Source organism: Stenotrophomonas hibiscicola ATCC 19867 (genome assembly GCF_000382065.1).
GTDB classification, from domain to species: Bacteria; Pseudomonadota; Gammaproteobacteria; order Xanthomonadales; family Xanthomonadaceae; genus Stenotrophomonas; species Stenotrophomonas hibiscicola.
On the sequence record NZ_KB907505.1, the window covers coordinates 35,400 to 48,486 of the forward strand.

Below are 13,087 nucleotides of genomic sequence, written 5' to 3' on the forward strand. Positions count from 1 at the left end.
GGATTAAGTCGTTTGTGCACAAACGACTTAATCCCCTCCGTCCCCTTTTTTCAACCGAAGACGAATTTGCCCTTCATCATCGCGAAGTGGCCGGGGAACGAGCAGAAGAAGGTGTAGTCACCGCCCTTCTGCAGGCCCTGGGTAGAGAAACGCACACTCGTGGTCTCACCACCGCCGATCACCTTGGTGTGCGCCAGCACGCGCTTGTCGGCCTTCGGCAGGTAGCTGTCAGCCAGCGTCATGCGCATGCCCGCCATCGCCACCGGCTGGTAATCGGCAGTGCGGGTCAGCACCCAGTTGTGGCCCATCGCGGTAGCGGCCAGCTTGCCGGTGTGGCGCAGGGTCAGGTCTACGGCGGTGCAGTCGGCGGCGACCTTGATCTCGCGGCTGCTGAAGCTCATCTGGTCGGTGCTGTCGATGCTCACCGCACACACCCGCGCCATCGCCGACGGCGCCAGCATCAGCGCGCCCAGTCCCACTGCCACCACCCAAGCCTTCATCGTTGCATCTCCTGCGGATTCGAGCGCCATTCTAGGCAGGCCTATGCCCGCCCGGCTGCGACCGTCTGTCGCATGGCAGCTCCAGGGTTTCCCGCGCACTCATCGCAATGGCATGCTCGGCCGATGCGGATCGACCTGTTGCTGCTGGATGTGGATGGCGTGCTGGTGCAGTACCAGCGCGCGCAGCGCGTGCTGTATCTGGCGCAGGCGCTGGATGTTCCGACGCACGCCGTACAGGCCGCGCTGTATGACAGCGGACTGGAAGCAGCGCATGACAATGGCACGCTGGATGGCCCGGCCTATCTGGCGCAGCTGGGAGAGCTTCTGGGCACGACTGTCGATGTGGCTGCATGGACCGCGGCGCGACGGGCCGCCAGCCATCCTCAGGCGGCCGTGTTGCAACGATTGCAGGCCCTGCAACTGCCAATCGCGGTGCTGACCAACAACGGCGCCCTGATGCAGCAGGCATTGCCCACCCTGCTGCCGGAACTGTTTCCTGCGCTGCAGGGCCGCGTGTTCTGCAGCGCGGAGTTCGGTCTGCGCAAACCGGCGCCCGCGGTGTTTCTGCGCACGCTGGAAGCGCTGGGCGTGGCGCCTTCGCGCGCGCTGTTCGTCGATGACCTGTTCGCCAATGTGCGTGGCGCGCGCGCTGCCGGCCTGCACGCGGAAACCGTGCGCGATGGCCGGGGATTGGGCAAGGTGTTGAAGCGCTATCGGATTGCATGACGCGCTGTAGAGCCGAGCCCATGCTCGGCTCCTGTTGCCTGACATCGCGATGAGCCGAGCGTAGGCTCGGCTCTACAGATGCCTCTGCGGGCTTCAGCGCGCGGCAATGAACGCAGCAATCGCCGCGCGCAGGCGCTTGAGGCCTTCGGCCACTTCTTCGTCGGTGATGTTCAGCGACGGCACGAAGCGCAGCACGTCCGGGCCGGCCTGCAGGGTCAGCAGGCCCTGCTCGGCGGCATGGTCGAGGATCGCCCCGGCCTGGCCGGCGAAGTCCTCGCCCAGCACCGCGCCCAGCATCAGGCCGCGGCCACGCACGTCGCTGAACACGCCGAATTCTTCGTTGATGCGCGCAAAGCCATCGCGCAGCGCCTTCGACTGGCGGCTGACATTGGCGGCGATCTCCGCCGAGGCCAGCTTGCGCAGCGCAACGCGTGCGACCGCAGCGGCCAGAGGGTTGCCACCGAAGGTGGTGCCGTGCGCACCGAACTGCATGGTTTCGGCCACCTTCGGGCCGGCCAGCATCGCACCGATCGGGAAGCCGCCACCGAGTGCCTTGGCCAAGGTGACCATGTCCGGCACCACCTCGTCCTGCCAGTGCGCGAACAGCGTGCCGGTGCGGCCCATGCCGGCCTGGATCTCGTCCAGCACCAGCAGTGCGTTGTGCTGGTCGCACAGTTCGCGCACGCGCTTGAGGAAGCCGGACTTGGCCGGCATCACACCGCCCTCGCCCTGGATCGGCTCCAGCATCACCGCCGCCACGTCACCGGCGGCCATCGCGGTTTCCAGCTGCACCTCATCGTTGAAATCGATGTAGCGGAAGCCACCGGGCAGCGGCTCGTAGCCTTCCTGGTACTTCGGCTGGGCAGTAGCGGTCACCGCGCCAAGGGTGCGACCGTGGAAGCTGCCGCGGAAGGTGATGATCACCCGCTTGTCGGCCGGGCGCCCCTGGCTGGAGGCCCACTTGCGGACCATCTTGATCGCCACTTCGTTGGCTTCGGCGCCGGAATTGCACAGGAACACGCGCTCGGCGAAGCGGCTGGCCTTGACCAGCTCCTCGGCCAGGTGCAGCGGCGGCGCGCTGTAGAACACGTTGCTGGTGTGCCAGAGCTTGCCGGCCTGCTCGACCAGCGCGGCCACCAGGTCCGGATCGTTGTGGCCGAGGCCACACACGGCGATGCCGGCGGCCAGATCGATGAACTCACGGCCCTGGCTGTCCCACACGCGGGCGCCCTGGCCGCGCTCCAGTACCACCTGGCGGGGCTTGTAGACCGGCAGGTAGTAGTGTGAAAGGGAAATCAGCGGATCGGTCGCGGCGGTCATGGCAGTCGGCAGGGTTCAGGAATGCCCATTCTCGCGCCGGAACCCCTGCGGCACAATGCGCCCATGCGACCGTTTTCCGCCCCCCAGCTCAACCCCGCCACCGAGACCGGCTGGCGCCGTCGGTGGTTCGACATCATCTACCGCCATGACACCCGCCCTTCGCGCAATTTCGACCTGATCCTGGTGGTGGCGATCGTCGCCAGCATCCTGGTGGTGATGATCGACAGCGTGCAGCACCTGCATGCCGAATGGTCCACCGGCCTGTACATCCTGGAATGGGGATTCACGATCATCTTCACCGCCGAGTACCTGCTGCGGCTGGCGGTGGTCAAGCGCCCGCTGCGGTATGCAGTGAGCATCTGGGGCATCATCGACCTGCTGTCGATCCTGCCCGCCTACCTGTCGATGTTCATCCCCGGCGCGCAGAGCCTGCTGGTGGTGCGCGCGCTGCGCATCCTGCGGGTGTTCCGCATCCTGAAGCTGACCCGCTACATCGAGGAAAGCGGCGTCCTGATGACGTCGCTGTGGCGCAGCCGGCGCAAGGTGCTGGTGTTCCTCTTCACGGTGATCACCATCACCATCATCGCCGGTGCGCTGATGTACGTGATCGAGGGCCCCGACCACGGTTTCACCAACATCCCGGCCAGCATGTACTGGGCGGTGGTGACCATGGCCACGGTCGGCTTCGGCGATATCGTGCCGCAGACCGTGCTCGGCCGCTTCGTCACCTCGGTGCTGATCCTGATCGGCTACAGCATCATCGCCGTGCCCACCGGCATCTACACCGCCGAACTGGCCAGCACCATGCGCGAGGCCGAACTGGCCGCGCGCCGTGATGCCCGCGGCTGCCCGCATTGCGGGCTGGAGGGGCATGAACCGGATGCGCGGCACTGCCGCAAGTGCGGCGGGATCCTTCCCGAAACGTTCAACAGCTGAGGCCAGCATTGCCAGGTGCGTGGACCATGGTCTCGGCAATGGGATCAGGGAAGGCGGCCGCTTGCCGCAGCCAGGTCACCATAGGCATCGTTCAGTCGCGACAGGGCGCCAGGGGACGCATACACCCTGGGCCGCATACCAGGCAACAGCACCGCCGGATCCTGCTCGACAATCGGCTGGCCCTTTTCCAATCGCTCGACACGATGCCAAGCTTCACTGACCAAGGTATCGGCGGAAAGCTCGAACAGGCGCCACGCCGCCACATCTTTGCCGATGCCACTGCTCTGCGCTTGCTGGAGCATGGTCTGATACTGCTGCAGTTGGTTGCGTGCAGCTACCAGGTCTGGCGTCGGCCCCCGCAGCGAGCGCACCAGATCACGGCCTTCACCCACGAAACGTAGTGCGTAATAGTCCGTGGACCTTCCCTGATATCCCTCCATCCTCGCCAGCAACTCAGCGCGGTAGGCAAGGTCGTGCTGATGCAGGGCAGCATCCAGCACTTCGTTCGCTGCAAAGTACCTCGCGTAAGCCTGCATCAGGGCAGCGTGCTGGCGGCGCATGCCCGCGCCGCCGTCACGACGGAACTCCTCACGACGATAATAACGATCAACAGGCTCAGCGACGGCCTGCAAGGCCAGCAGCGCCTGATGGTACTGCCGGGCTGCCGCGTCGAAGGGGACGGGGGGCTGCCGCTCCAATGCCTCCGTCACCGCGTTGCCACAGTCGTACTCGACGTCATTGGCACTCCAGCCCGGTCCACGCGGGGCTGTCTCCGTTCCCGTCGGACCCGCGTCAGCGTCCTTCATCCAGCTTGTATATCGTTCAAATCCCCCCCGAACGCTCAGTTCCATCGCATCTCGGCACTTTGCATAGGCGCTGGCTTTGCGTTCGCGCAAGCCAGAGCCAGAGCCAGACCCGACTCCCGCATCGCTGCAGGCCGACAGCAGCAGACAAAGGACGGGAAACACCAGCAGACGGCGACAAGCGGCGGAATGACTCATACGGGACATCCATGTTGTGCAGGGGAGGGACAGTACGGCACCAGCGTTATCCTGACGAGGGCTTCCCCGTTTCAGGAACCAGCTCAATCCAAGAACAGATCCGGCAACAGCGCGCGCGACGGGTCCACCGCATAGCCGGACAGATCGGTGATACCCGCCTGTGCCAGCACGTCATCGTCGATCAGGAACTGGCCATGGAAGCCGGCCGCTTCGCGCACCAGCACCGCGTGTGCGGCATCGGCCATGATCTGTGGCGTGCGGCAGCCAGCCGCATCCACGCCCGGAATCATGTTGATCGCATCGGTGGCGATGACGGTGCGCGGCCACAGCGCATTCACCGCCACGCCCTGCGGGCCGAATTCCGCGGCCAGGCCCAGGGTGACGAAGCTCATGCCCATCTTCGCCAGCGTGTAGCCGGTATGTGCGCCCCACCACTTCGGCTCCAGGCTCGGCGGCGGCGCCAGGGTCAGGATGTGCGGGTTCGGCGCCTGCAGCAGGTACGGCAGGCAGGCCTGCGCGCACAGGAAACTGCCGCGCGCATTGACCTGCTGCATCAGGTCGAAACGCTTCATCGGCGTATCCAGCGTGCCGCGCAACCAGATCGCGCTGGCGTTGTTGATCAGGATGTCGATGCCACCGAAGGTGTCGACCGTGGCCGCCACCGCCGCCTGCACCTGCTCTTCCTCCCGGATGTCGCACTTCAGCGCCAGGCCCTGCCCGCCTGCAGCCGTCACCGCTTCGGCGGCGGTGTGGATGGTGCCCGGCAGCTTCGGATTCGGCACCGACGACTTGGCCGCGATCGCCACGTTGGCCCCGTCGCGCGCGGCGCGCAGTGCGATGGCCAGGCCGATGCCACGCGAGGCACCGGTGATGAAAAGCGTTTTGCCCTGCAGACTGCCCACGTTCCGCACTCCAGCGTATGCAATGAGCCGCTAGTATGCCGCGCCGACGCGGAGTTCACCCGCCCTTGACGATACTCGGGCCTCCAGACAACGCACGAGGTACACGCCATGCGCCGTTCCCGCCTGTTGCTGCCTGCCCTGGGGCTTGCCCTGCTGACTGCCTGCCAGGGCCGTTCGCCGGAACCCGGCAAGGAGCCACCCGCCGGTGACGCGCCCAGCGCGGAGAAGGCCGCCGCCGACGGCAAGATGCGCTGGAGCGAGGCGGTGGTCTGGGATGGCGACCTCAACGCCTGCCGCCAGGGCGAGAACGCGGCCACCCGGGATTGCCTTCGCGACGCGATGCGCGCCGGTGGCGCCAGTGCCGAGGCCATCACCGCCGCCGAGCAGTTGTCCACCGGCGGTGAGTTGGCCTATGTGACCGCGTGGCACGAGAACGAAGGACTGGGCATTGCCACGGTCGAGTATCCGTTCCGCGCCAACACCAATGAAGGTACCCGCCTGGTCGATGCCAGCGGCAAGCGCATCGATGTGGATGCCGTGCAGTTGGACGACACCTTGCGTGCCGACCCCACTGTGCAGGAACTGCTGAAGGCCAACCCGCAAGCCACGCCGTTCGCACCGGCGCAGTCGGCCGGCGCCTCGCCGTTGGAGAATGGTGGCATCCGCCTGCTGTACCGCACACCGCTGCGCGACTGCCACGCCTGCCCGGATGTCGGGCAGTTGCAGATCGCCTACGACTTCGACGCCAAGCGCAACTTCATCGGCCAGCAGGTGGTACCGGCAACGCCGTAAGGCCACCGGCCTCTGTAGAGCCGAGCCATGCTCGGCTCATTGAATGCAGCCGAGCATGGCTCGGCTCTACATTTCTATTCCTGGTACAGCACTGCCACGCCATCACCACGGGCAAGCCGCTTCACCTGATCCAACGTGTCCACCGCCATGACAGAGTACGTGACCTCCACGCCAGAGTGCAGGCGCCCCTCGGCAGAGTCCTGATCAATCGCCACTGATATCAGCTTGCGGATTCCGGCGAAACGATAAAGATACGCCCTACCGTCTTCACCCACCAGGCGGCCGGTCAGATCCTCATACCCGGAAGCAAGTGCTTCTGCATTCTCAAGAGCGTGTTCATCGTTGTCGGCACTGATCAGGTACACGTTCTCATGCACCAGGAACGATTCCTGCCCTTTGCTCTCGTAATAGAAAATGGCGTGTGCGCAGTACCACATGCATCACCTCAATGATTCCCTTGCGGGTTGTCCCTGGCTTGGATGTCGCGAGCCTTCTGCTGCCAGCGGAATCCACATTCATGCAGCACTTGGCAATGAGCCGTTTAGCCGTTAAGCAGCCCGCGGATCACAAACCGCATCCACGCATGGCGTGGATCTACCGGTACAACTGCACCTGCTTTTTCAACAGATGCGGCACGATCAATCGATGCACCGGGGCAACCGGCAGCATGTACGCGCGCCCGAAGGCGTTATGCGTATGCACCACGGTCGCCACTTCCAGCACGTCGCCCTGCGACTGCAGCGCCAGCTGCACGCGAAGATGGCGGTCGTCGTCTTCCAGCACGATGGCATCGTCATCCATCGACTGCAGGGTGAAGATGCCGAGCCGCTGGCCGGGTTGAGGATCTTCAACAACCTGCACTGCACGCAACGAACCCAGATGCTTCATGCCCAGCAGGCGCATGCCGTGGTTGCGCAGCGCCATCAGCCCATCGAACCAGCCGGGAATGGTCGCGGCCATGTCGCGGTAGGCCTGCAGGGCCGAGCGCCCATCGCGACGGGTCGTCGCCTGGCAGGTGTGCACGAAGTCGGCGCCAGCCAGCTGTGGGTGCAAGACGCTGCCCACACTCGGCGGGCTGGTCAACACCTGCACACGGCTCACGGCTTTGGCCCCTGCCCTTCGTTGTCTTCCCAATGCAGGATGCGGCGGGTGACGAAGCGGTAGACCGGCTTGCCGGTAGCAAACCACAGTTCGCGCACCCACGAGGTGCGCTTGAGCAACCGCTTCTCCACCGGCGTAAGCGATTCACGGCAGTACATGCGCTTGTGCTTGAGCAGGTGGCGCAGGTCCTCGCGCGCCAGCAGCCGCATCCAGCGCGAGCGCGGGTTGCCGATCACCGCCAGCTGGAAGTCGATCAGCGCCGGCCGTCCATCTTCAGTGACCAGCCAGTTGGCCTCCTTGGCCAGATCGTTGTGGGCCACGCCGTTGCGATGCAGCTGCTGCAGCAGCCGGCGCGCGGAACGGAACCAGGCCAGGTCGCCGCGCGGTGGGCGCTGGTACATGGCGTCGCCGGCCATGAAGCTGCGATCCAGGTGATGGCCATTCCAGGCCAGCAGCTGCGGCACATCGGCCATGCCGTGAATGTGCTGCAGCGCGCGGGCCTCGCGGCGGGCCAGCCACCATGCAGGCAGCCGCAACCACAGCGGCGTGGCGCCAAGATCACGGCGCACAAAGGGACCATCGGGCCCTTTCACAAGGAGGATCCGGCCGAAGCTGTCGGCCTTCAAAGCATGCGGTTGAGCGTCGGGCGTATGCGGCATGGGCCCATTCTAGGCGATGGCACTGGTTGCAAACGGTCACCAAGCGGCTGGGAACCAGTCACCTTCACGCCCCTATAATCGGGCAATGGACTCTTCATGGATCGACGCCACGCTTGCGTGGATTGCCGCTCACCCCGTGCTGGCGGGTGCCGTTATCTTCCTCATCGCCTTCTGCGATGCGGTGATCATTCTTGGCGCCATCGTGCCGGCGCTGCCACTGCTGTTCGCGGTGGGCGTGTTCATTGGCCTGGGCCAGATCTCCGGGCCGTACGCGGTGGCGGCTGCGGCATTGGGTGCGTTTGCCGGCGATGGCATCAGTTACTGGATCGGCCGCCGCTGGGGCGACCGCCTGCGCGGCGTGTGGCCGTTCAGCCGTTACCCGCAGCTGCTCGACCGCGGCGAAAACCTGTTCCGCCGCAACGCGTTCAAGAGCATTCTGGTGGCACGCTACGTCGGCGCGATCCGGCCATTCGTGCCCGCCATCGCAGGCATGATGAAGATGCCAGCCAGCCGCTATGTACAGGCCAGTGGTATCGCCAGCATTTCATGGGCGGTCCTGTTCCTGGCCCCCGGCTGGATTCTTGGCGAGGCCTATGACGCGGTGGCCGCGGTGGCCGGTCGGCTGGTGGTGGTGGTCGGCCTGCTGGCGGTGATCCTCGGCCTGGTCTGGGCCATCGTGCTGTACGGCTACCGCTGGTCGGCCGCGCGCATGGACAACTGGTTGGCACGCCTGCTGAACTGGTCCAACCGCCACCCCACGCTGGGCCGCTATACCGTCGGCGTGCTTGATCCCAAGCGCCGTGAATCGGTGCCGCTGGCGATGCTGGCGTTGATGCTGCTGGTACTGGGCTGGGGCTGGTTCGCATTGTTGACCGTGGTGGTCGCGCACGGCGAGCCGCTGGCGATCGACCTGCTGGTGCACCAGGCCATGCTGGCGCTGCGTAACCCGCTGGCCGATTACCCGATGGCCGCGCTGGCGTCGCTGGGCGCCTGGCAGGTTCTGCTGCCGGCCACCGCTGCAGCGATGGGCTACCTGGTCTGGCGCCGGCGCTGGATGGCGGCCGCGCACTGGCTGGCCGCGCTGGCGTTCGGCCTGGCGCTGACCATGCTGCTCGGCGCTACCGTCGATGTGGTGCGCCCGGTCGACGCCAGCAGCGGCTTCGGCTTCCCGTCGGTGTCGGTGACGATGGCCACTATCACCTTCGGCTTCTTCGCGGTGCTGATCGCCCGCGAGATGCCCGGCCGTACCCGCGTCTGGCCGTACCTGGTGTCGGGCATCGTGGTCAGCCTGATCGGCTTCTCGCGCCTGTACCTGGGTGCGCATTGGCTGAGCGACGTGATCGGCGGCATGCTGTTCGGCACGTTCTGGCTGCTGGTGCTGGGCATCGCCTACCGCCGCCGCTTCAACCGCTCGTTCTGGGTGAAACCGGTGGCATGGCTGTTCTATGGCGTGTTCGCCGTGGCGGCGATGTGGTACGCGCCGCGCCACATCCCGGTGAAGCTGGAACGCTTCGAGCCGACCCTGCCGGCCCCGCAGGCAATGGACACGCAGGCCTGGTGGCAGCACGACTGGGCCACGCTGCCGGCGCGCCGCAACGAGTTCGACGACGACCAGCGCTGGCCGCTGGACGTGCAGGTGGCCGGTCCGTTGGCACCGCTGCAGGCGCAACTGGAAGCGCGCGGCTGGAAGCGACAGGAGCAGGCTGGCTGGCAGCAGGCGCTGCTGATGCTGGACAAGAACACCGGCGCCGATGACCTGCCGGTGCTGCCGGCGACGCTGGACACCCGCGTGGAAGCGCTGTTGATGGTGCGCCAGGGTGCACATCGCGATGAGCGCTACGTACTGCGCCTGTGGCCAGCCCCTGCACAGTTGCAGCCGGGCAATACGCCACTGTGGCTGGGCAGTGCGCAGACCCTGCGCTACCAGCGCCATTTCGAATGGATCGGCATGTGGCATCCACTGCGCGGCGTCGACCCGGCATTGAACGCGGTGAAGGACGCCGTGCAGGACCTGCCGCAGCGCGAGGATGTGCACAGCGAAACCGGGTTGCCGGTGCTGCGGTTGAAGACCACCACGCGCTGACCGGCACCGGCACGCAGCCACCCACTGTAGAGCCGAGCCCATGCTCGGCTGCCTTCGCGGGAACCATCAAGCCGAGCATAGGCTCGGCTCTACAGTAGATCCACGCCATGCGTGGATGGCATTCCCCGCATACCCCAGCGTGTGCACCAGGGCGCACACCACCCGGGGCAGGCTGTTACGGCATCCAGCCCAGCAACTGCTGCAAACGCTGGTGCGGGTCGTCCAACTGCAGCAGCTGCAACCGCTGCTGCTCGCTCAGCGGCAGCAGCTCGGCCAGCCGCCAGCCGACCCAGCTGGCCTGGTCCAGCAACGCCGGGTTGGCCGGTGCATAGGCCTCGCCGGCCTGTTCGATGATGTGCCCCAGCACCGTGGCCAGCAGGGCATGCTGCGGCCGCAGTTCGTCGTCTGGGTCTTCATCGCACCAGCGCACGTCGGCTACCACCAGCCCGTTGTCACGCACGCGCGTGCGCTCGACATGGAAACGGCGGGTGCCGCGCAGGCGCAACTGCAGCACGCCGTCGGCGCCAACATCGAAGTCTTCGATGCGCACCTGCACGCCGTAGGCGGCCGGCGTTGCCGGGGCTCCCACTTCCTGGCCATCCAGGATCAGGCAGACACCGAAGCCCTCACCACTGCGGCCGCTGTCGCGGACCAGGTCCAGGTAACGGCGTTCGAACACGCGCAGGCCCACCGTCGCACCCGGTACCAGCGTGGTGTGCAGCGGAAACAGCGGCAGTGAACCGTCGACGCTCATCGGGCCTGCAGCGCGGCAAGGAAGCGGCGCGGTGCGCCGTCGAAGCCCCCATTGGACATGAACACCACGTGGTCGCCGCTACGCGCGCTGGCCTGCAGCTGCGCCAGCAGCGCGTCGGTATCGGGCACCGCGTGCGCTTCGCCGCGCACCGCGGCGATCACCGCGGCCGCATCCCAGGCCAGTTCCGGGCGATGCAGGAACACCACCTCGTCAGCCAACGCCAGCGACGGGGCCAGCGCCTGCGCGTGTGCGCCCAGCCGCATCGAATTGCTGCGCGGCTCCATCGCGACCACGATGCGCGCATCGCCCACCTTGGCGCGCAGCCCTTCCAGCGTGGTGGCGATTGCGGTCGGGTGGTGGGCGAAATCGTCGTAGACGGTGATGCCCTCATGGCTGCCGATCACTTCCATGCGGCGCTTGACGCTGCGGAAGCGCGCCAGCGCCGGGATCACCTCGGCCGGCGCAACACCCACCGCATGTGCGGCTGCCAGCGCCGCCAGGCCGTTGAGCACGTTGTGGCGGCCCAGCAACGACCACTGCACATCACCCAGTGCCTGCCCGCGGTGGTGCACGCGGAACGCGCTGCCATCGGCAGCCAGCAGTTCCGCATGCCACTCCAGCGATGGATCGAAGCCGAAGCGCTCAACCGGGGTCCAGCAGCCCATCGCCAGCACTTCGGCCAGATGCGGGTCCTCGCCGTTGACGATCAGCCGGCCACGCGCCGGCACCGTGCGCACCAGGTGATGGAACTGGCGCTGGATCGCGGCCACGTCCGGGAAGATGTCGGCGTGGTCGTATTCGAGGTTGTTGAGGATGGCCACCAGCGGCCGGTAGTGCACGAACTTGCTGCGCTTGTCGAAGAAGGCGGTGTCGTACTCGTCGGCCTCGACCACGAACTCGCGGCCCTGGCCCAGGCGGGCGGAGACGCCGAAATCCTCGGCGACGCCGCCGATCAGGAAACCGGGAGAACGACCGGCGCTTTCCAGCAGCCAGGTGAGGATGGTGGTGGTGGTGGTCTTGCCATGGGTACCGGCCACGGCCAGCGTGTCGCGGCCCGGCAGCACCTGTTCGGACAGCCACTGGGCACCGGAAATGTAGCGCTGGCCGGCGTCGAGCACGGCCTCAACGGCGGCATTGCCGCGCGAGAGTGCGTTGCCGATCACCACCTCGTCGGTGCCCGGTGGCACGCTGTCGGCGCGGTAGCCCTGGTCCAGGGTGATACCCAGCTGCTCGAGCTGGGTCGACATCGGCGGATAGATGGCCTGGTCGCTGCCACTGACCGTATGGCCCAGTTCCCGCGCCAGGGCGGCCACGCCGCCCATGAAGGTGCCGGCGATTGCAAGGATATGTACGCTGCTCATGACCGAGGATTGTGACCGATGACGGCTGTATAGGGCCAATGTCCGATCCGGGGTAAGACAAGTCCTACACAGGATGTGAGGAAACTCCAATCATCTGTCAGGGAAATCCCGATAGCGATGTTCTGTGAACCCGGACACAATTCGAACTGCCAGCCGCAGTACCCGAACCGGTCCTACTCCCCAAGAGGCCATCCCCAAGGGAGCTCATGCTGCGGGGCCCTGAGCAAGCCCTCTGCTGGCGCCTATCAAACGACACAGGCCTGATCCTCACGGACCAGGCCTGTGTTTTTTTCTGCGCCCGTGCGGCCGGCAGCACGCCGGCCCCGCCGGGTCAGGCGTTGATCGCCGCCAGGATGCGGGCTTCGATCTCGTCCAGCTCACCGACGCCGTCAACCCGGGCCAGGGTGCCGCGGCCAGCGTAGAAGTCCACCACCGGGGCGGTCTGCTCGTTGTAGACCTGCAGGCGCTGGCGCACCGCTTCCGGGTTGTCATCGGCGCGGCCCTGCTCCTTGGCGCGGCCGGCGATGCGGTCCACCAGCAGTTCGGTGGGCACGTCCAGCTGCACCACCGCGTCCAGCGGCTGGCCGATCTTGGCCAGCAGGCCGTCCATCGCATTGGCCTGGGCCACGTTGCGCGGGTAGCCATCGAGGATGAAGCCCTTGGCGACATCAGCCTGGGTCAGGCGCGACTCCAGCATGCCCAGCAGGATGTCGTCCGACACCAGGTTGCCGGCATCCATCACCGTCTTGGCCTGCTTGCCCAGTTCCGTGCCCGCGGCGATTTCCGCGCGCAGCATGTCACCGGTCGAAATGTGGGCGATCCCCAGCTTTTCCTTCAGGCGCGTCGCCTGTGTCCCCTTGCCCGAACCGGGCGGTCCCAACAGAACCAATCGCATTGACCTGACTCCAACGTGTTGAAAACAAAGAAGGTTCGCGTCCCGGACGGGCCGGTA

14 protein-coding genes are annotated in these 13,087 nt (G+C 66.3%); 4 read left to right on the top strand and 10 right to left on the bottom strand.

Annotated elements, in window-relative coordinates; genetic code table 11:
- Positions 1–50: 50 nt before the first annotated feature.
- Entirely contained in the window at positions 51–500 is a 450-nt protein-coding gene (gene azu / locus G370_RS0119015) for an azurin (protein ID WP_019662004.1), read from the bottom strand.
- 123 nt (positions 501–623) lie between these two features.
- On the opposite strand from azu, the gene G370_RS0119020 reads away from it, so the two are divergent.
- The gene (locus G370_RS0119020) at positions 624–1,226 is read left to right on the top strand and encodes an HAD-IA family hydrolase (protein ID WP_019662005.1); all 603 of its coding nucleotides are present in this window, start codon (positions 624–626) and stop codon (positions 1,224–1,226) included.
- 93 nt (positions 1,227–1,319) lie between these two features.
- On the opposite strand, the gene G370_RS0119025 is transcribed toward G370_RS0119020, so the two are convergent.
- The gene (locus tag G370_RS0119025) at positions 1,320–2,546 is read right to left on the bottom strand and encodes an acetylornithine transaminase (protein WP_019662006.1); all 1,227 of its coding nucleotides are present in this window, start codon (positions 2,544–2,546) and stop codon (positions 1,320–1,322) included.
- Between the two features lie 63 nt (positions 2,547–2,609).
- Here G370_RS0119025 and G370_RS0119030 point away from each other — a divergent pair, with 63 nt between their 5' ends.
- Positions 2,610–3,482 (top strand): ion transporter, encoded by an 873-nt coding sequence (locus G370_RS0119030; RefSeq protein WP_019662007.1) that lies wholly within the window; start codon positions 2,610–2,612, stop codon positions 3,480–3,482.
- Between the two features lie 44 nt (positions 3,483–3,526).
- Here the strand turns inward: G370_RS0119030 and G370_RS0119035 are convergent, their stop codons facing one another.
- Together G370_RS0119035 and G370_RS0119040 are read right to left on the bottom strand one after the other, a co-directional pair.
- On the bottom strand, positions 3,527–4,483 hold the full coding sequence (locus tag G370_RS0119035; RefSeq protein WP_026347267.1) for a DUF3829 domain-containing protein: 957 nt from the start codon (positions 4,481–4,483) through the stop codon (positions 3,527–3,529).
- A gap of 83 nt (positions 4,484–4,566) precedes the next feature.
- Positions 4,567–5,385, bottom strand: a complete 819-nt coding sequence (locus tag G370_RS0119040; protein ID WP_019662009.1) for an SDR family oxidoreductase — start codon at positions 5,383–5,385, stop codon at positions 4,567–4,569.
- A 108-nt stretch (positions 5,386–5,493) separates the two neighbouring features.
- On the opposite strand from G370_RS0119040, the gene G370_RS0119045 reads away from it, so the two are divergent.
- On the top strand, positions 5,494–6,177 hold the full coding sequence (locus tag G370_RS0119045) for a hypothetical protein (protein WP_019338777.1): 684 nt from the start codon (positions 5,494–5,496) through the stop codon (positions 6,175–6,177).
- A 74-nt stretch (positions 6,178–6,251) separates the two neighbouring features.
- Here the strand turns inward: G370_RS0119045 and G370_RS0119050 are convergent, their stop codons facing one another.
- The 3 genes from G370_RS0119050 to G370_RS0119060 form a co-directional block, all read right to left on the bottom strand.
- Positions 6,252–6,614, bottom strand: a complete 363-nt coding sequence (locus G370_RS0119050) for a DUF4288 domain-containing protein (RefSeq protein WP_019662010.1) — start codon at positions 6,612–6,614, stop codon at positions 6,252–6,254.
- Positions 6,615–6,771: 157 nt separating this feature from the next.
- Positions 6,772–7,278, bottom strand: a complete 507-nt coding sequence (locus G370_RS0119055) for a DUF2867 domain-containing protein (protein WP_019662011.1) — start codon at positions 7,276–7,278, stop codon at positions 6,772–6,774.
- Positions 7,275–7,937: a serine/threonine-protein kinase gene (locus G370_RS0119060; RefSeq protein ID WP_019662012.1), complete on the bottom strand. Its 663-nt coding sequence runs from the start codon at positions 7,935–7,937 to the stop codon at positions 7,275–7,277. Before G370_RS0119060 ends, G370_RS0119055 begins: the two co-directional genes overlap by 4 nt.
- 85 nt (positions 7,938–8,022) lie before the next feature.
- On the opposite strand from G370_RS0119060, the gene G370_RS0119065 reads away from it, so the two are divergent.
- Positions 8,023–10,020 carry a bifunctional DedA family/phosphatase PAP2 family protein gene (locus G370_RS0119065; protein ID WP_019662013.1) on the top strand — a complete coding sequence of 666 codons (1,998 nt, stop codon included), beginning with the start codon at positions 8,023–8,025 and terminating at the stop codon, positions 10,018–10,020.
- Positions 10,021–10,195: 175 nt separating this feature from the next.
- Here G370_RS0119065 and G370_RS0119070 read toward each other — a convergent pair whose 3' ends face one another.
- From G370_RS0119070 to G370_RS0119080, 3 genes are all read right to left on the bottom strand, one after another.
- Positions 10,196–10,774 (bottom strand): LON peptidase substrate-binding domain-containing protein, encoded by a 579-nt coding sequence (locus G370_RS0119070; protein WP_019662014.1) that lies wholly within the window; start codon positions 10,772–10,774, stop codon positions 10,196–10,198.
- Entirely contained in the window at positions 10,771–12,135 is a 1,365-nt protein-coding gene (gene mpl / locus G370_RS0119075; RefSeq protein ID WP_019662015.1) for a UDP-N-acetylmuramate:L-alanyl-gamma-D-glutamyl-meso-diaminopimelate ligase, read from the bottom strand. Before mpl ends, G370_RS0119070 begins: the two co-directional genes overlap by 4 nt.
- 331 nt (positions 12,136–12,466) lie before the next feature.
- The gene (locus tag G370_RS0119080; protein WP_019662016.1) at positions 12,467–13,030 is read right to left on the bottom strand and encodes an adenylate kinase; all 564 of its coding nucleotides are present in this window, start codon (positions 13,028–13,030) and stop codon (positions 12,467–12,469) included.
- Between the last annotated feature and the right edge of the window lie 57 nt (positions 13,031–13,087).

Excerpts from the sequence above, each read along its gene's own strand:
- G370_RS0119025 (WP_019662006.1), bottom strand. The coding sequence starts at position 2,546 with ATGACCGCCGCGACCGATCCGCTGATTTCCCTTTCACACTACTACCTG.
- mpl (WP_019662015.1), bottom strand. The coding sequence starts at position 12,135 with ATGAGCAGCGTACATATCCTTGCAATCGCCGGCACCTTCATGGGCGGC.
- G370_RS0119035 (WP_026347267.1), bottom strand. The coding sequence starts at position 4,483 with ATGAGTCATTCCGCCGCTTGTCGCCGTCTGCTGGTGTTTCCCGTCCTT.
- G370_RS0119050 (WP_019662010.1), bottom strand. The coding sequence starts at position 6,614 with ATGTGGTACTGCGCACACGCCATTTTCTATTACGAGAGCAAAGGGCAG.
- G370_RS0119060 (WP_019662012.1), bottom strand. The coding sequence starts at position 7,937 with ATGCCGCATACGCCCGACGCTCAACCGCATGCTTTGAAGGCCGACAGC.
- G370_RS0119070 (WP_019662014.1), bottom strand. The coding sequence starts at position 10,774 with ATGAGCGTCGACGGTTCACTGCCGCTGTTTCCGCTGCACACCACGCTG.
- G370_RS0119080 (WP_019662016.1), bottom strand. The coding sequence starts at position 13,030 with ATGCGATTGGTTCTGTTGGGACCGCCCGGTTCGGGCAAGGGGACACAG.
- G370_RS0119045 (WP_019338777.1), top strand. The coding sequence starts at position 5,494 with ATGCGCCGTTCCCGCCTGTTGCTGCCTGCCCTGGGGCTTGCCCTGCTG.
- G370_RS0119030 (WP_019662007.1), top strand. The coding sequence starts at position 2,610 with ATGCGACCGTTTTCCGCCCCCCAGCTCAACCCCGCCACCGAGACCGGC.
- azu (WP_019662004.1), bottom strand. The coding sequence starts at position 500 with ATGAAGGCTTGGGTGGTGGCAGTGGGACTGGGCGCGCTGATGCTGGCG.
- G370_RS0119065 (WP_019662013.1), top strand. The coding sequence starts at position 8,023 with ATGGACTCTTCATGGATCGACGCCACGCTTGCGTGGATTGCCGCTCAC.
- G370_RS0119020 (WP_019662005.1), top strand. The coding sequence starts at position 624 with ATGCGGATCGACCTGTTGCTGCTGGATGTGGATGGCGTGCTGGTGCAG.